Here is a 16,939-nt window from a genome sequence, read left to right on the forward strand (position 1 = left end):
AATGGAAGAAAAAAACAGCAGTTTTCCTCTAGGCTAACGCTTAATACAGTATGGATACAACGTCATCAATGATGCAGTCCACCGAATAATACTCCCCGTCTATTAGTGGCATAAACTGGGTTAATCTCACAGGGGGCAACCTGTCGGACGCACAGCATTTGTAGCCCACATGGTGAGTTCGAAAGAACCTATAACGTCATTGGCCATCAGAGCCAGACAGCGGGATATCTCACCGACAGATTCGATAGCATCTGTTCATAATACTGCTGTCAGGTTACTGAACGCAAAAACACCATCACCGAGCATATTCCATTTTTATACTACAAAATATTCACTATCGACTTAGACAATTGTTCTTCAAGAATAGGTTGTGCTTCTTCAAAAACTAAATTTACTTTATTAGCATTTGAAACCACTCGTGTCTGATATTTATTTTGATTCCCACTTTCTGTACTAGATTGAATTTTCGCACCAGACGTTCCCTGCCTTAATACGGCAATATTATCAGTAGTAACAGATGTTTTTGTTCGTTCAGAAATTTGGACATCGGTAATCATTGTATAATTTACATCTTCAACCATTGCATCTGCAGCCAACCCTATCACACCAGATACGAGTCCAACACCTAATATAGCCCCACCAGAACTGGAATTATAAGCAGTTATCCCGGCCCCCAGAGCTGCTCCCATCATTGCCCCTTCATAACCCTGATTTAAAAACTTCTGAGAATCACGCAGGTCCATTTTTTCGGCTTTTAAAATATTAGCCTGTATCCAATAATGAGCAGCATCCGGATCGTTAACAACCTGATATCCCTTAGAAGATATATCCGTAGCTATACGCTCTTTCAACCCACTCATATCTCTATCTGAGGTATTTTTAACTTGAATGAAAACTGTTTTTTGACTTGATGGTTCTAGCCAAATAGTCTGGCTCATCTGTGTTTTTACATCCAAATTTCGTTTTTTAATCGCTGTATTCATTGCCCCGCAGCCAGACAACACCAATGCAGAGAAAATAACACTAACCAATAAAATTTTTCTTTTAATCCGTAACATGCGAAATCCTTTATCAAAATAAGAAAGTGGGGGGGACTATAATTCTATTTAAATAGATAAGTAACCATGATAGATAGCCTGCTATTAATTATTTTTATTGCAATAACATTATACAGATAATTTCAATTTAAAAAATAAATCGCTCATCATCCTTATCAAGAACAAGATATTACTAATAACCCAAGATTTATCACACCAGATTGTTTATAAATCATTTTTAAAAATGCGATTCTTAATAGTGTTGCTTAACTAGCAACATCTTCAATTTCATCAAAATGAGACAAAGAGCTCTACTAACGACCAGTACACAATACCATGGTCGCATTTCGCAGGTTTCGCAGGTTTCGCAGGTTTCGCAGGTTTCGCAGGTTTCGCAGGTTTCGCAGGTTTCGCAGGTTTCGCAGGTTTCGCAGGTTTCGCAGAATAAGAACTTTCAATAAATCACACAATAAAAATATAACCATTTGATATAAAACATTAATTACTTAAATGAATAGTAATAACCACCAATATTGTAACCATGCTGAGTACTAGAAGTCGTTCTTCGGTCTGGCAAGCGCTCCCCACAAACCAAAATAGCAATCCCGCCTAAAAAATCAGACGATTTATAAGGTAGTGGCTCTATAATGATGACAGACTATATATCGCTCTAGGTGGCAATACACCAACACAGCGTGCATTATGTGTTACTTGAATTTTATTTATAATTCCCCAACCCGACTACGTTACGGAGAAAAGGCAAGGAACAGAGGCTCAGTATCTCCAGCCTAATTATTTTGCCTCTGATAGTATTAACACCTCGCTGATTATTAAACTCAGGAACCGATCGTCATGACGCCATTGCCAAAAATCGCTGTTGCTCTGCTGCACTTACCGTCAGAGGAGTGGTTGCCGCCGGATGTTTCTCGGCTGCCGGCAGCGTTGCGGGCTCAGGCAGAAGGCTTTAACCCTAAGCGCCGGCAACAGTTTCTTGCCGGGCGCTGGCTATTAGCGGAGCTGCTATTTAATCAAGCCAACTGCCCTGAACTGCCGGAAATTGATACAACGGATAATGGCCGACCGGTATTTACCGGCTCTGGCTTACCCGATTTTAATATCAGCCACAGCGGCGAATATATTATGGTCGCCCTGTCATATGGCCATCGGTTAGGCTTAGACGTTGAACATATCCGCCCGCGTAACAAACTGATGGCGCTGGCTAAATATAGCTTTAGTGTTGAAGAGTATCAGTGGCTAATGGCCCAGCCTGAGTCGCAGCAGACAGACAGGTTCTGGCAGCTATGGACGCTAAGAGAATCAACGCTCAAGCTGGCAGCCAAGGGCGTGTGGCAGATGAAACAGATTCGTATTAATCCACAGCAAAAATGGCTATCGGCAGACTTTCAGCCCCGTTTATTTGGCTTAACCAGCCGCCACGATGACATCGCTTGGGCCATAGCCAGCGATAGCCTGGTAGAAAACATCGAACTCTGGCAGGCTAATGGGGAATCTCCCTATCTGACAATGGCCCGAGTGCCCTGTATTTATCAGTTTAAAACGCCATAAGACTTAAGATAATCCGTCTTTTTACTACAGGGAGTTATCAATCGCTTTATGTCATTATCTACCGAACAAAAAATGGCTATTCTGCTAGCCCTTCTTCAACAGCAGGCTATCGCTGAAAAAGAGTTTAATAAGGCTAAATTTTATCTGTTATCCGATCGCGATAGTGACTTCTATGACGACGCAACAGCAATATCATGGCTGTTGAAAAATCAGATAATTGGCGCCCGACAGGACTCTATTGAAGACAGGTCAACACGGCAACCTGAATCAAAAATTGCCCAACAACAGCGACATACGCAAGAGTTGCTTACCCAGTTACTTAATACCGACTTTATCAATCAGGCTCAGTTTGGCTCCATAAGTAAAACCCTGATGGCCCGACCAGACCTCAAATTTAATACCGCTTATCACCTGTTCGCCTGGTTGGTAGAGCAAGGTATGGCTTCACCTCAGCCCGACCATCAGGCGACGACTTCCTCAATTAAAGCTGAAACTGAAAGATTGCAAAGTGACATAAGGGACAGTTCTCGGCAAAGCCCGTCGCCGGAAGATAAGAAAAAAACGCTCACCCGCAAACTGCTATTCGGCTTTGGACTGATTATTATTCTTGGCGTAATCAGTAATTTGATTCAGCGATAGAAAATGCTCAAACAGTTGAGAGTATGGCCTGAAGTGCCCGTTTATAGTCTGGATAATTTTCCCACTTAGATTAAACTAGCGGGGAAAAATCAGCCCGCAATAACGAAGCGCGAACTAAAGATAAATAACGTCACTTATTATCACTGTACAGCGACTTAATCACGACGACCAAAAGGAAATTTGAATGAAATTAATCGGTTCCCGCAACGAGCTTAACCGACGCAATGAGTTATTGTATTCCGAAAGGTTTATCAATAAAAAAGCATCCATCGTGTCTTTTCTGAATAAAAGATATAACGAAATAAAATCTGTGTATGTATTGGCGCAGATACAAGAACAAGATGAAGACATCTATAAACTGATAGTTAACAGTAAATTAGTTGTCAGTTTCAAATTATCGCGAACGGATGAAAGTATTAGTGATATTTCAGAGATATCTGTTTTAAATTACAAAAAAAGCATAGAAAAAAAAGCAGATAAATTAGATCTGGCTATTGCATTGGATATGCTGAATACCGATATCCAAAAAGCCGGTTTATCATTGAAAAGAAAAAAGAACTATTGATAAATAATGCATAAAATCAAGTTAATTCAGGGTGATATCACCACAATAGCCGTAGAAGCCATGGTGAATGCGGCCAATTCATCGCTGCTGGGCGGCGGCGGTGTTGATGGTGCAATCCATCGGGCCGGTGGCCCTGAAATTCTGGATGAGTGTCGGAAAATAAAGAACCGTCAGGGTGGCTGTAAAACCGGTGATGCTGTGATTACCCAGGCTGGTCATTTACCGGCTGATTACGTGATACATGCCGTTGGCCCATTCTGGAGCGGCGGTAATAACCATGAATGTGAATTACTGAGAAAAACCTATCAAAGCTGCTTTGATTTAATATCTCAATACGGTATTAAAAGCGTCTCTTTTCCTAATATCAGTACCGGAATCTACAAATTCCCAAAGGAGTTAGCAGCTCAAATCGCATTAGACGTAATCAAGAAAAGTCTGGCTGAACACCCTGAAATCCAGCAGGTAAACATTTGCTGCTTTGAACCAGAAAGCTATCAGATCTATCTGAGCATGGTATCCCGATAATATTGAGATCGCTTTTTGCGAGCCATTTCCAGAATCTCAAATTCTCCTACCACAACGGCAATCCGCTAATTGACCGGCTATCAGGGTAAATATACTGTTTATCCGTTAGCGTCTTTGATGTTAAAAAAACCGATATCACGGATTCTTCGGTCTAACTTGACGATAATGGCAAAAAGACAAATACTAATAATTAGTAATAGATAACATATTAGAGAGCGTCATTATGCCAACCAGTATCTCACTCAGCCCTCATTTCGAAAACTTTATCCAAGAACAAATAAAAAGTGGGCGCTATAACAACGTCAGTGAAGTTATCCGAGCCGGGCTGCGCGAGTTAGAAGAGCAAGAACGAGCGCGAAAATTGGAGATACTTCAAGCTGCCGTCGCTGCTGGAATAGGCAGCGGAGAGAGTATTCCGGCTGAAACAGTATTTGATCGTCTTCAGCAGAAATACCATAAGCAGACAGAAAATGGATAAAAAGAATGGTATTGACCTTATCACCGCTTGCAGTACAAGACCTCGAAGAAATAGGAGACTATATTGCGGATGATAATCCCGTCCGAGCCTTGAGCTGCGTAAACGGACTTTACCAACAATGCTTATTGATAGGTGAAACTCCAGCACTGTACCGGCAACGCCCCGAGCTAGGCAGAGGGATAAGATGCTGCCCATATGGCCGTTATCTAATCTTGTTCTCAGTGAATACTAACGACATTAGAATTCAGAGAATACTTCACGGTGCGAGAGACATCACACCCCAATCATCTTCATAGCAGGCTATTCGGAACATTAGCACCATTCGCTTTTTGCGAGCCATTTCCAGAATCTCAAATTTTCCTGCAAAAATGCCATTGCCCCATTCCCTGCATCGCCATACCGTGACGGTGTTCAGATGGACGCTCTATTCACCTCACTATCGACTATAACGACTAATTCTACAGCGATAGTTATTACTTAATCTGAGGTGCCAATCGACACCTCAGATTGATGGCAAAGTAGTCTAATTTGATTTCAGTACAAATTTCGGCTGCATAATCGGCATCTATTCTTAGTCACTATCGATACTGATTGCACTTACCTAAGCCAAGGCTTACCAACCGATGGCCACGCCTGCACCAGCGCCAACGTTACTTTGGGTATCATCAGATACCGTGAGTTTCACAATGGTATTTTGCGAAGCATGGAAAGAAGCCCCGACGGCCAAAGCCTGCTCACCGTTATAGGTCCCAACCCCGGCTCCCATAGAGAAGCGCTGAGACTCCGTCACCTGTGGAATATTAGCCTGTGCAAATGCGGCACTGATGCCCGCTGACGCATGCTTCTTATTATCAGAGATTGTTCTGTCTTGCTGATTCTGGTGGCTTTCAACGTTATTCAATCGCTGAGAATTGCTGCTAGAAACTCTGGCGTTTTGCCTAACCACCGACTGGGTCGCCACTAAGGCATCGGCGTTGTTATTCACTACATCCTGTGTACGTTGAATAGCGTTAACCGTATTGGATTCAGTGGCCTTTTGTTTAAAGTTACGCTTGGCGGCTAAATCAGCATAATGACGCTGCTCAGCCTGATAACGCAGCGTTGCTACATCGCCGTGCTCGCCGTCCAGATGAGGGGTTGTGCTTACGGGCGTACTATTATCGTGGTCAGTCGTATGGCTATCATTAAATTCTTCTTTCTTCACCCGAAGGTCGCGCTTGGCCGCTAAATCAGCGTAATGGCGCTGCTCAGCCTGATAACGCAGCGTTGCCACATCGCCGTGCTCGCCGTCCAGATGAGGCGTTAGGCTTACGGGCACACTATTATCGTGGTCAGTCGTATGGCTATCATTAAATTCCTCTTTCTTCACCCGAAGGTCACGCTTAGCCGCTAAATCAGCGTAATGGCGCTGCTCAGCCTGATAACGCAGCGTTGCCACATCGCCGTGCTCGCCGTCCAGATGAGGGGTTAGGCTTACGGGCACACTATTATCAGGATTATTTACATCACTCGAATCGGTCAACGTTAATGCCGGTACCGATGTCAGAACAGAGATCTGATTAACAGGCACAACCACCGAGCCATTGTAATAGCTATTTCCTTTCAACTGATCGTTTGCCTGTTGAAGGCTATTGGCACCGAGAATGGCATCTCTAATCCAGGGCGCTTTACTCGAAATTTCAGGGTAGCGGGCAAGATAAGCATTAGCTGCAGCCAGATCGGCACCGGTCAGTGCAGCATTTGCTACCATTGATGTCATTGATGTCATCAGTAATGCACCGAGAATTATTTTGGACTTCATGTTGGGTGTGCGCCTTTATTTTGAATGGATGCCAGTTATTGACAAGATTAAAGCCCACTGATGCCTGTGTGATTTGAGGGATGTTTCTCAACGTATTGGTGACGCCATGTCATGCTGTTAGCTTGCACAGTTGTTTAAAGCGTGGGGATAATAAGTTTATTTTCATCGCGAAATATTGACATAAATCATGTTTGAAATAGTTTGAAAATGAAACTATTTCATTATGAATTTTTGTATATTCATGCTAATAAGCGTTGTTTTTAACTTAATAGGGCAATGTTATTTTACATAGTGAAATATATTGCTTTATTAACGGTTATTACCAGCCTCACTATCACTCACCATGATGGTGAGGCTGAAGAACTACAAAATCAGCCAGTTAATCTTGCGCTGAGTTGTATTTTGGCCAAAAACTCGATTTTCGCTTATGTTTTACTTGAATTTTCGCCATATAGTCGGCGTGAGAGGGGAGAGAAGCATAGCTAGCCACTTTGTCATCCAACTTATCTAACTGCTGCAAATAACTAGCGGCATGGTGATAAGCCGGGCTTCTACCTTGGTCTAAAATATCATCGGCTAAGCTACGCAGCAGGATAATACGAACAATGCAGCCATCTTCAGGCGTGTTATCCAGCAATGAAAGTAGCTGGGTGTAATGCCACTCGGCTATTTCATCAGCGCCCTTTATTGCCAATGCTTGAGCTTTAGCATATTCCTTCAATTTAAGCAGTGGATCTAATTGATCATAAAGCTCAGATTCATTCAAAACTGAAGCAATTAATTGCTTGCGCAGCTTATCGATATGATCGTCAGAAACCAAAGGCACTAACATTTGGAAATTTTCGTATGTCGGTTCCACATTCATCAATTTAATTAATGTGTCTAGGCGTTTTTCCGGCTGATTGAGCCCCAAATAACAATCGGCTAATAGTGATAAACGTATGGCATTTGGCTTTTTCCAACCAACAGAACCCCAATCATCCTCCAACCATTTCATCGCTTGATCGTAAGCACCACAGCGAATGCAGAAATTAACTATACGTTCTATTTGCATCACGTTCGGCAAAGGGCTTACCAGCAAGGTGGCCAGCTTATATATCTCCGGGTCTTTTAACGCTTCAGCTACACCCTGTAGGTTCACAGACCAACGAGTATCACTAAATTCACACTCTTTCTTCTTTAATGATGCGCGCAATCCATTTTCGTAATACGCCGCCAACTGGCGTAATTCATCTGGTGAAAGCAGCAGATGAGCATTAGGTAATATAGGATCAAGCACACCATAATCATTATTATCGACTAACGATCTGACCACAGGTACCCAGCCGGTAGCCGGTACCGAGCTCTGACTCGCCGCTTTCAACCATAATAAACAGATATCCTGATAAACGTCGCCCACCAAACCATCAGAATCATCGCACCGTTCCAGGCTATTTTCTGCGGTATCCAGTAGATCATCGGCCAGTTGAAAAGCCTGATCGGGAGAGGTGGGTAAAATGTGGTTCTCAATTTCCACCAGCAGTTGGCGAACGTCTCTCGCCAACTCGATAGTCTGGTAATATCGGTAGAAATAGTTATCTTTACTTAAAGACTTTATATTTTTCTTAAGTGATTTGATTAAGGCGCTGGTATCTTTTTTTAGCAAAAGCCGCTCTATCTTTGTGTCCAGCATTTTGTCTTTACCATAGATTGAAGCAATAAATACGGCTAAGACCACGCTATCCAATAAAGCGAGTTCATTAATTAATGCATTTTGTTTTTTCATTTGCTTGTTACTCCCCTATTCAAAAGTACAGGCATTCGGCATTGGTTATCTGTCAAAATATGATGTCACTGAACTGCCATTAAGCAGTTCGGCAGCCATGCCATCAAGGTGGATTTTGATCTTCTCCCAATGCGGCATCACCTGTGTCATCAGACGGTAGAACTGTGCGCTGTGGTTGTGCTCTGCCAAGTGGCAAAGCTCATGCAAAATCACATAATCAATGCTTTCTCGTGGCGCTTTAACCAAGTGTGGATTCAGCGTGATGCGCCCCTGCGGTGAACAGCTTCCCCATTGAGTTTGCATGGTTTGCACACGTAATTGCGGCCGCTCACTGACCCACAACGCCTGCCCAAGCATAGCCTCTAGCCTTCTGGCAAACACCTCTTTAGCGCGGTCTTTGTACCACTCATTGAGCAGCACGCGGATGCGTTCCGGTTTTTTCTCCCGTACGGTAATTTCCAGCCTGCCGCGCAGCATTTTAACCCGTGGCTTTTCCTCCGGTTCTACCAGAACCTTCAGCATGTACTGTTTACCAAGGTAATAATGGCTTTCACCGCTGATATATTGGCGCGGGGTAAGGTGCTCCTGCTGGGCACGAAATTCGCGCAGCTGTCGCCAAATCCAACGCCCGCGCTTTTTCACTGCACCGAGTACGTCTTCGTCGGAACTGTTTTCAGGCGCGGCAACCTGCACCCGACAATCCGGATGTACCTTGATCAGCACCTTACTTTTCTGACTGCGCCGGGCATTGATTTCAAAACAGATGCGCTCGTCACCATAGTGAAAATACAAACTCGATGAATGCTTATGCGGTCGGGGAATCACTATTCTTACGCTCATGATTTCTCCGTTATACGCCAGATAAACCGACGCGGGTGATTTGTACCACGCTTTCGACAATCATATTCACCTGATTGATCCCAGCACCGACCGCTTTACACGCCTGAAACAACGTGGGTAGCAGGCTAGTACGAATAGCCGCCTCGATATTCTGGCTATTAATCGAGTTTTCCATCACGGCGCGATCGACCTCAGTATCAATCTCAAACGCCAACGCTATCCATTTCTGTTCGACTTGTTCATCCGTAAGCGAAAAAACCTGAGGTAAGGCTTTTTTAAATACCCCGTAATAAGCCTGAGCATGCTTATTGCCACCAAAAACGTCAGGAATGTCCTGCAACCGGCGGTCTTCAACGTCCTGCATAAATTCGGTATACAGCAGGTATTGCTTTGAAGGATGATCGAACTGTTTTTCCGCTTCTTCGATGGTTTTCAGCAACAGAGCCGAAAACTGTTCACGCGCATACGGATCGTCATGCAGGTCCTGTTCAATCATTTTGGTCACGCGGGTTTTGATAATATCAGTTTCGTTACGGGTTTTATCTTCTGACCAGGAAGCATCCAGCGTTTTGGGTTTTTGCCTACCCATTTTTGAAACGTCATACACGGCATCGGGCTCTTTGACCTGAACGCCGACCACGTGCTTATCCAGCAGTTTTTTTACCTGTTCGGCATATTGGTCATAGTCCACCGTTTCACCGGCATCTTCTTTGATTTGCTGGCGCAACACAGAAAGCTGCCTGACCGTATCTTTATAATTATTGCGTTTGACGTCAGTGAATTCGCTATCTTCAAAGAAGGTGGCGGACTGTAATGCGACTTTCAAACAGCCAGCAAACGCACTCAGCGCCTCGTAAAAATCCTCACGCTTTTTCAGGTGAATATCAACAAACTCCCCGTGGCGCAGTTCCATTTTAGGTACCAGCACCTGACGTAACTGTTCTGAATCACTTGTATTGGTAACGCCGTCAAATATCGCCCACAGGGTTTTATACAATAATGGCAACTGCCTGTATTCCGTGCTCATCTGGTTATACAGGCCGTCGATGTCATTGATGTCATAGCCGCCCTGAGTGCGTGAAGCCAGATCCTGATATTTAGCAATGGTGGTGTCCAGTTCGGACAGCACACCACGATAATCGATAAGCAAACCCTCTTTCTTCTTATCATGCAGCCGGTTAACTCTGGCGATCGCCTGAATCAGGTTGTGCCCTTTCAGTGACTTATCGATGTACAGCACGGTATTTTTAGGCTCATCAAAGCCGGTCAGCAACTTGTCGATCACAATCAATAGCTTTAACTGGTTATCCTTATCAAAGCGGTTAATCAGATGACGGGTATATTTCTGCTCATCCTGGCTGCCAACGTTATCCTTCCACCACTTAGACACTTCCGGCAGGGCTGATTCATCAATACCGGTATTACCTTCACGAGTATCCGGCGGGCTCATGACTACCGCCGATTCAAACAGCCCGGCTTCGTCGAGGTACTTTTTGTACTTAATAGCAGAAAGCTTACTGTCACAGGCCAGCTGGCCTTTCAGGCCGTCAATAATGTGTTTGCTGAAATGATTGGCAATATCCAGCGCAATTAACCGGATGCGATCGTCAGAACTTTGAACCGCCCCTTTGCGGGAATATTTGCGCTTTAAGTCGGCACGCTGTGCTTCGCTCAGCCCCTCAGTAATACGGTCAAACCAGCTATCCACCGCCTTTTCATTGACGTTCAGCTCAGGCTTGCGCTCTTCGTACAGCAGCGGTGTGACCGCTTTATCTTCCACCGCGCGCTGCATGGTGTAGGCATGAACGATCGGGCCAAACTTGTTGGTGGTTTTATCGTCTTTCAACAACGGTGTACCGGTAAAGGCGACAAAGGCGGCATTGGGCAGCGCCAGCTTCATACGGGTATGATTTTCACCGCCCTGACTGCGGTGGCCTTCGTCGATCAGTACCACAATATTCGGGTCGGCGTTGTAGCATTCCGGCAGTTCAGTGGCGGAGGTAAATTTTTGGATCAGCGAGAAGACAATCCGCTGTTTGCCTTTACCGATTTGCTCGGCCAAGCGCGCGCCCGACGTTGCCATGGCAAGTTTGAAATCATTCTTACCCGACAGTTCACCGCCGGACACAAAGCTGTTGCTAAGCTGAGTTTGCAGATCCACCCTGTCGGTCACGATGATAAAACGGCAGGCTTTCAGCGATTGATCCAGCAGCAGCGCTTTACTAAACAGCACCATGGTCAGCGATTTGCCCGAGCCGGTAGTATGCCAGATAACGCCGCCTTCACGACCACCTTTGGCATTCTGTCGTTTGATGCGATCGGTCAGCCGCTTGATGCCAAATACCTGCTGATAACGCGCAATCACCCGGCCAACCTTTTTGTCAAACAGCGTATACAGGCGCACCATATCCATTAAGCGCGTGGGTAATAACAGGCTGATTAATAGCCTATCCTGTCCGGTAACCGCTAATTGACCACCGGCGATCAGGTTCTGATACCAGGCTAAATCCTGCGGTTTGCGGTGGCTAAACAGGCTGAAAATTTGCTGTTCATTAAGCTTTTTATTCTTCAGCGCCAGCATTTCAGCATCGGTGATATCTTCTTCGCGCCAGCCGCCCCAGAATTTTGGCTGGGTGGCGCAGGTGGCGTAGCGCCCGTCGTTGCCGTTAATCGAGAGCAAAATCTGGCCGTAGACAAACAGCTGAGGAATTTCATCGTTCATCTGATTACGCAGGTTTTGGGATATACCTTCTTCGAGAGTCGGGGCTTTTTTACTCTGGCTGACCGGCCGCTTGGCCTCGATCACTACCATCGGAATGCCGTTCACAAAGCCGACGATATCCGGTATGCGGCAATCATAATGCGACGAACCAATGCCGCCGGTGCGGGTAACGCGAAACTCTTCAGTCACCAGAAAACTGTTATTAGTGATATTGTTCCAGTCGACCAGCTCAACGGTTTGGCTGGTTTTACGACCATCAACAAACTCGGTGACCGTAATACCGTACAGCAAATGGTTGTGCATCCGCTGATTGGCTTGAATCAGCCCCTCGTTAAGCGCCGGGCTGCACACTTCACCAATAATGTTTTCGATAGAGGCTTCAGACAGCGGATGCTCTTTACCGGCGTAATGGAAGCGGCGGGTTTCCAGCACCCGGCGCAACTCTGCACGCAATACCACCTGCTCCTGTTTGCCATCACGGGCTTGCATCGCCCGTTGAGGCGAAAGAAAGTACCAGCCCATATTGGTCATTAGCGTCAGCGCGGGTAATTTGGCAATGTACTCTTCTTCAAACTTTGGCGGGGTATGCAGCTCAGGTTGCGGCATGGGTTAGTCCTTTTTCTGCACGATAGCGTAAAGTGCCTCAAGATTGCCTGTCGCCCCTTCAGCCTCTTTCAGGCGGCGGCGCTGCTCGGCAAAACGTTCATATTGCTGGCCGGCTTTTTCATCAGCCTCTTTTTTACTGGTTTTTCCTGCGCCCTGTAAAATATCCAGCTCATTAAAGTTAAGAAACTGCGTCAGCTTGTCCTGCCAGCTGTTTAAGAATATCTGCTGGCGGCGTTTAGTCTGGTCTTCGGCGTAATCCAGCCACATGGTGATAATGCGGTTAAGCCGATCGATTTCATCTTCGCGCAGGTAATTCTTGGCAATGGTGATGTCGGTTTTACGTACGTTGTCATATCTAAAGCTGGTTAGCCCCATATCCGGCCGGTCGGCATCTGCGCGCTGAGCAATGATTTCTGCCGCCGTCAGGCCGGTGCAGGCGTAATGTAGTTTATTCTGGATGGACTGGAAGAAGCGGGTGGTTTCTTTATCCGATGGCTGATAGTCCGCCGCCATAGCAAAAATGTCTTTAATGCGCAGATAGACCCGGCGTTCGCTGGCGCGAATATCGCGGATGCGTTCCAGCATCTCGTCGAAATAGTCCGGCACTACGGACTGCCCGACCGGCGGGTTTTTCAGCCGCTGGTCATCCATCACAAAGCCTTTAATCACATATTCTTGTAGGGTTTGCGTGGCCCACTGGCGGAACTGGGTACCGCGGGCTGAACGCACGCGGTAGCCAACGGCTAAAATGGCATCAAGGTTGTAATAATCAATCTGTCGCGCGACTTCTCTGCTGCCTTCTAAACGAACTATCCGGAATTTCCGGATAGTTGCCGCGGGCTCAAGTTCGCCCTCATTAAATATATTGATCAGATGTTCATTAATGGTGCGCACATCTTTTTGATAAATATCAGCAATCAGCGCCTGAGACAGCCACAGCGTATCCGACTCAAAGCGGCATTCAATCTGCAAACGACCGTCTGCGCTTTGAAACAATACAAACTCACCTTCAGGCGCTGGCGGCACACGCTTGTCATCCATCAGGCCGCCTCCACTTTCACCCGGCGTTTACCGGTCAGCAGTTGCTGCATTAATGCGGTTTTTTCCTGTTTTAGAAAGGCCAGTTTTTTTTGCAGGGTTTCAATTACATTGGCACAATTATCCAAGACCTCTGCAATTTTTATCTGTTCATTATAATCAGGGCAAAGAATCTGAAGGTTTGCAACATCAGATGAATTTATCGCTGGATAGTTACTTCCAACAACTAAAGAATCTATCTGGGAAGTAAGGCTATCACTGAATAAATAGTGATAGATGTAATCAGAGCAAAATAATTCCTTTGGTGAAAGAACTGAAAAACCCGTAGAAGCGATCATATCCTCATGTTGCTTTTCGATCCGTGCAAATCCTTGCAAATTAGGTCTAACGGTAGCTAAAAGAATGTCGCCTTCTTTAATAATTCGTCTTGCCCGACTCGGGGCATTTTCGAAAGTAAAACACTCCAATTTTTCCGCAATAACGCCAACTTTAACATCAGAAAGAGAAATATATTTAAAGGAAAAACTTCCAAGAGTTTTGTTATTAAGGTTGTCTTTATCAATCCTAGAAACATCTGAAAAACTATATAATCTTAATTCCCCCTCAAACCCCGGTAACCGCTTCTTACCCGTCAACAAACTCTGCATTAGCGCTTTTTTCTGCTGCTGGCTGTTGCTAATCAGTTGTTCAGTAGTGGCTATCGCCTTATCCCAGGTTGAGAGAATTTGGGCGATTTTGGTTTGTTCTGAGAGTGGGGGAACCGGTACCAATAAGGACTTGATCAACCCTGCACTAAGATTTTTTTGCCCACCAGAGTTACTCATATCTCGTAAATTTTCATATTGGCTCTCAAGATATAAATAATAATAATCTGTGCTGTATCCCTTTAAGAGTAAAATAGCTGCGCATGCTTGGTTTGTTGATGCATCGATGCCAAGCTTAGCCACTTGTCCTCTAGTTTTTCCTTGACCATACATAGCCATGAGTAAGGTACCTGATGGAAAAACTTTTGCTGAAGAATTATCGAGCCCTGTTTTTGTAATCTTTTCGTTTGTATCTTTAATTTCATTGAAATGCACCTCAGCGGTCGTAACCCAAGGTATGTTCCCATTCCAGAAAGTTAAGTTGGCCCTGCTTGGAGTTCCGCCAGAAGTGATTTTCGCGATAGCCTCTAATGGTTTTATATCCCACCCAGCCGGAACCTTACTCATAACCTAGCTCCTTTAAATACCCCGCCATTTCCACTTCCAGCGCATCTAACTGCGCGGTTAACGCCAGACGCTGTTCGCGCACCGCTACTAAATCAATCTGTTCCTCTTCTTCAAAGGTATCAACATAGCGCGGGATATTCAGGTTGTAGTCGTTGTCCTGAATCTCTTTCAGGCTGGCGATATAGGCGTATTTCTCTACGCTACCGCCTTCGCGGTAGGTGGCGATGATTTTGGCGATATTTTCCGGACTAAGTTCGTTCTGGTTTTTACCAGATTTATATTCCCGGCTGGCATCAATAAACAGCACGTTGCTGTCGATTTTGTCTTTTTTAAATATCAGGATCGCCGCCGGAATACCGGTGCCATAAAACAGTTTTTCCGGCAGGCCGATAACCGCATCGAGCAGGTTCTCTTCAATCAGCCGTTGGCGGATTTTGCCTTCGCTGGAACCGCGGAACAATACGCCGTGCGGCACCACCACGCCCATGCGACCGCCTTTTGTTCCACGGGACGCGGGCTTCAGGGTTTCGATCATATGCGAGATAAACGCATAGTCGCCCTTGGTTTTCGGCGGAATACCACGGTGGAAACGACCAAACCTGTCGGCTGCCGCATCATCATGGCCCCATTTATCCAGGCTAAACGGCGGGTTGGCGGTCACGATATCAAACAGCATCAAATCACCGTTTTTATCCAGCAATTTCGGGTTGCGGATAGTATCGCCCCACTCGATTTTGTGGTTGTCTTCACCGTGCAGAAACATGTTCATTTTAGCCAGCGCCCAGGTAGAGCCAATGGCCTCCTGACCGTACAGCGCATAGCTTTTTGAATCATGATTGGTGCGCACCCGAGCACCGCATTTGATCAACAACGAGGCCGAGCCGCAGGCCGGATCGCAAATAGTATCGCCGGGCTGAGGGTCGAGCAGTTCAGACATTAAGTCCGACACTTCCGGCGGGGTATAAAACTCACCGGCCTTCTGGCCGCCGTTAGACGCAAATTTCTTAATCAGATACTCATAGGCATTACCGATAACGTCCAGCGTACCAACGCGGCTTGGCTTAAGGTTGAGCTCCGGCTTGTCAAAATGCTCAATCAGCTCACGCAGAATACCGTTCTTCTGCTTTTCTTCGCCCAGCTTGTCGGTATTGAAAGAGATATCCTGGAACACGCTTTTACCGGCATCTTTCAGCTTGGTACCGTTGGCTTCTTCTATCGCGTGCAGCGCCTGATCGATACGTTCGCCGTTTTTGGCTTCATGACGGCGGGCATAAATCGCGTAGTAACTGGCATCTCGCGGCAGCACGAAGCGTTCGCTGTTCATCAGCGCTTCAATCAACTCCGGCGAGTCGCCGTGCTGTTTGGCGTAGGTATCGTAATGGTCCTGCCAAACGTCGGAGATATACTTCAAAAACAGCATGGTCAAGATAAAATCTTTATAAGTATCCGCGCTGATGGTGCCACGGAACGTGTCGCAGGCGTCCCAAAGTGCTTTATTAATGTCGTCTTGTTTTACTTTATCATTCATTGCAATAGCTCATTTTTGGGTGTCGAAATTTATCGCCGGTTGTCTCTGCCCGTCATTCTACCCTTATCACCCCGCGGTAAGAATAGCCATTTACCCATAATGTCGACACCAGCGGCGGAAAGTGCATTGATACCATCAGACCGAGGCGGTTTTCATCCCCGTTCTTACATTGCCCATCAGCCATAACCATAAACATCTCCACCAAAACAGGGTATATTTCCTCAGACCACCAAGGACAATAATCAAAGAAAGGAATCAGCCAACGATGCCAGATAGCCAAAGAACAGAATTGCTTAATCAGCTACGCCTGCAGGATCTGATTACAGAAGATCAACTAAGCCGGGCCAAGCTCTACCTGCAATTTATCTCCGGTGTTGGCTTTGAAACGCAAGAAGGGGCTATCGACTGGCTGCTGGAAAACCGGATTATCAGCGAACGTCCGGTCGCTCAAAGACCAGAAGAACCTGAACCAGTCATCATTCCAGAACCGCCCGTTAACCCCATAATTCCGGTAGAAATTACCCCTGAGCCTGAGCCTGAGCCTGAGCCTGAGCCTGAGCCTGAGCCTGAGCCTGAGCCTGAGCCTGAGCCTGAGCCTGAGCCTGAGCCTGAGCCTGA

Annotated in this window: 15 protein-coding genes; 7 read left to right on the top strand and 8 right to left on the bottom strand. The window is 45.8% G+C overall.

What is annotated here, in order from left to right:
• Nucleotides 1-320: 320 nt before the first annotated feature.
• Nucleotides 321-1,058 (bottom strand): complement resistance protein TraT, encoded by a 738-nt coding sequence (gene traT, locus YWE_RS0106605; protein ID WP_036015315.1) that lies wholly within the window; start codon nucleotides 1,056-1,058, stop codon nucleotides 321-323.
• An 831-nt stretch (nucleotides 1,059-1,889) separates the two neighbouring features.
• Between traT and YWE_RS28935 the strand changes: the two genes are divergently transcribed.
• From YWE_RS28935 to YWE_RS29525, 6 genes are all read left to right on the top strand, one after another.
• A complete protein-coding gene (locus YWE_RS28935; protein ID WP_051323230.1) occupies nucleotides 1,890-2,603 on the top strand; it encodes a 4'-phosphopantetheinyl transferase family protein in 714 nt (237 codons plus the stop codon).
• 48 nt (nucleotides 2,604-2,651) lie between these two features.
• Nucleotides 2,652-3,242 (top strand): hypothetical protein, encoded by a 591-nt coding sequence (locus YWE_RS0106615; protein WP_029093814.1) that lies wholly within the window; start codon nucleotides 2,652-2,654, stop codon nucleotides 3,240-3,242.
• Nucleotides 3,243-3,426: 184 nt separating this feature from the next.
• Entirely contained in the window at nucleotides 3,427-3,807 is a 381-nt protein-coding gene (locus YWE_RS26815; RefSeq protein ID WP_051323231.1) for a hypothetical protein, read from the top strand.
• Nucleotides 3,808-3,813: 6 nt separating this feature from the next.
• Nucleotides 3,814-4,332: an O-acetyl-ADP-ribose deacetylase gene (locus tag YWE_RS0106625; RefSeq protein WP_029093815.1), complete on the top strand. Its 519-nt coding sequence runs from the start codon at nucleotides 3,814-3,816 to the stop codon at nucleotides 4,330-4,332.
• 223 nt (nucleotides 4,333-4,555) lie between these two features.
• Nucleotides 4,556-4,810, top strand: a complete 255-nt coding sequence (locus YWE_RS0106630) for a type II toxin-antitoxin system ParD family antitoxin (RefSeq protein ID WP_029093816.1) — start codon at nucleotides 4,556-4,558, stop codon at nucleotides 4,808-4,810.
• Between the two features lie 5 nt (nucleotides 4,811-4,815).
• Nucleotides 4,816-5,106: a type II toxin-antitoxin system RelE/ParE family toxin gene (locus YWE_RS29525; protein WP_071605838.1), complete on the top strand. Its 291-nt coding sequence runs from the start codon at nucleotides 4,816-4,818 to the stop codon at nucleotides 5,104-5,106.
• Between the two features lie 317 nt (nucleotides 5,107-5,423).
• On the opposite strand, the gene YWE_RS28940 is transcribed toward YWE_RS29525, so the two are convergent.
• The 7 genes from YWE_RS28940 to YWE_RS0106665 form a co-directional block, all read right to left on the bottom strand.
• Nucleotides 5,424-6,611, bottom strand: a complete 1,188-nt coding sequence (locus YWE_RS28940; RefSeq protein WP_051323232.1) for a YadA C-terminal domain-containing protein — start codon at nucleotides 6,609-6,611, stop codon at nucleotides 5,424-5,426.
• A gap of 379 nt (nucleotides 6,612-6,990) precedes the next feature.
• Nucleotides 6,991-8,376 carry a DUF6880 family protein gene (locus YWE_RS0106640; RefSeq protein ID WP_029093817.1) on the bottom strand — a complete coding sequence of 462 codons (1,386 nt, stop codon included), beginning with the start codon at nucleotides 8,374-8,376 and terminating at the stop codon, nucleotides 6,991-6,993.
• A 45-nt stretch (nucleotides 8,377-8,421) separates the two neighbouring features.
• Nucleotides 8,422-9,216, bottom strand: a complete 795-nt coding sequence (locus tag YWE_RS0106645; protein WP_051323233.1) for a M48 family metallopeptidase — start codon at nucleotides 9,214-9,216, stop codon at nucleotides 8,422-8,424.
• A 10-nt stretch (nucleotides 9,217-9,226) separates the two neighbouring features.
• Entirely contained in the window at nucleotides 9,227-12,544 is a 3,318-nt protein-coding gene (locus YWE_RS0106650) for a type I restriction endonuclease subunit R (RefSeq protein ID WP_036015318.1), read from the bottom strand.
• A 3-nt stretch (nucleotides 12,545-12,547) separates the two neighbouring features.
• Entirely contained in the window at nucleotides 12,548-13,585 is a 1,038-nt protein-coding gene (locus tag YWE_RS0106655; RefSeq protein WP_029093820.1) for a virulence RhuM family protein, read from the bottom strand.
• A complete protein-coding gene (locus YWE_RS0106660) occupies nucleotides 13,585-14,793 on the bottom strand; it encodes a restriction endonuclease subunit S (protein WP_036015321.1) in 1,209 nt (402 codons plus the stop codon). Before YWE_RS0106660 ends, YWE_RS0106655 begins: the two co-directional genes overlap by 1 nt.
• Nucleotides 14,786-16,321 carry a type I restriction-modification system subunit M gene (locus YWE_RS0106665; RefSeq protein WP_029093822.1) on the bottom strand — a complete coding sequence of 512 codons (1,536 nt, stop codon included), beginning with the start codon at nucleotides 16,319-16,321 and terminating at the stop codon, nucleotides 14,786-14,788. Before YWE_RS0106665 ends, YWE_RS0106660 begins: the two co-directional genes overlap by 8 nt.
• 265 nt (nucleotides 16,322-16,586) lie before the next feature.
• On the opposite strand from YWE_RS0106665, the gene YWE_RS31090 reads away from it, so the two are divergent.
• On the top strand, nucleotides 16,587-16,939 hold a 353-nt coding region (locus YWE_RS31090), incomplete at its 3' end, for a hypothetical protein (protein WP_029093823.1).

The sequence above is a fragment of the Budvicia aquatica DSM 5075 = ATCC 35567 genome (genome assembly GCF_000427805.1).
Classification (GTDB): domain Bacteria; phylum Pseudomonadota; class Gammaproteobacteria; order Enterobacterales; family Enterobacteriaceae; genus Budvicia; species Budvicia aquatica.

Coding starts and splice junctions, on each gene's coding strand:
- traT (WP_036015315.1), bottom strand. CDS start 1,058: ATGTTACGGATTAAAAGAAAAATTTTATTGGTTAGTGTTATTTTCTCT.
- YWE_RS28935 (WP_051323230.1), top strand. CDS start 1,890: ATGACGCCATTGCCAAAAATCGCTGTTGCTCTGCTGCACTTACCGTCA.
- YWE_RS0106615 (WP_029093814.1), top strand. CDS start 2,652: ATGTCATTATCTACCGAACAAAAAATGGCTATTCTGCTAGCCCTTCTT.
- YWE_RS26815 (WP_051323231.1), top strand. CDS start 3,427: ATGAAATTAATCGGTTCCCGCAACGAGCTTAACCGACGCAATGAGTTA.
- YWE_RS0106625 (WP_029093815.1), top strand. CDS start 3,814: ATGCATAAAATCAAGTTAATTCAGGGTGATATCACCACAATAGCCGTA.
- YWE_RS0106630 (WP_029093816.1), top strand. CDS start 4,556: ATGCCAACCAGTATCTCACTCAGCCCTCATTTCGAAAACTTTATCCAA.
- YWE_RS29525 (WP_071605838.1), top strand. CDS start 4,816: ATGGTATTGACCTTATCACCGCTTGCAGTACAAGACCTCGAAGAAATA.
- YWE_RS28940 (WP_051323232.1), bottom strand. CDS start 6,611: ATGAAGTCCAAAATAATTCTCGGTGCATTACTGATGACATCAATGACA.
- YWE_RS0106640 (WP_029093817.1), bottom strand. CDS start 8,376: ATGAAAAAACAAAATGCATTAATTAATGAACTCGCTTTATTGGATAGC.
- YWE_RS0106645 (WP_051323233.1), bottom strand. CDS start 9,216: ATGAGCGTAAGAATAGTGATTCCCCGACCGCATAAGCATTCATCGAGT.
- YWE_RS0106650 (WP_036015318.1), bottom strand. CDS start 12,544: ATGCCGCAACCTGAGCTGCATACCCCGCCAAAGTTTGAAGAAGAGTAC.
- YWE_RS0106655 (WP_029093820.1), bottom strand. CDS start 13,585: ATGGATGACAAGCGTGTGCCGCCAGCGCCTGAAGGTGAGTTTGTATTG.
- YWE_RS0106660 (WP_036015321.1), bottom strand. CDS start 14,793: ATGAGTAAGGTTCCGGCTGGGTGGGATATAAAACCATTAGAGGCTATC.
- YWE_RS0106665 (WP_029093822.1), bottom strand. CDS start 16,321: ATGAATGATAAAGTAAAACAAGACGACATTAATAAAGCACTTTGGGAC.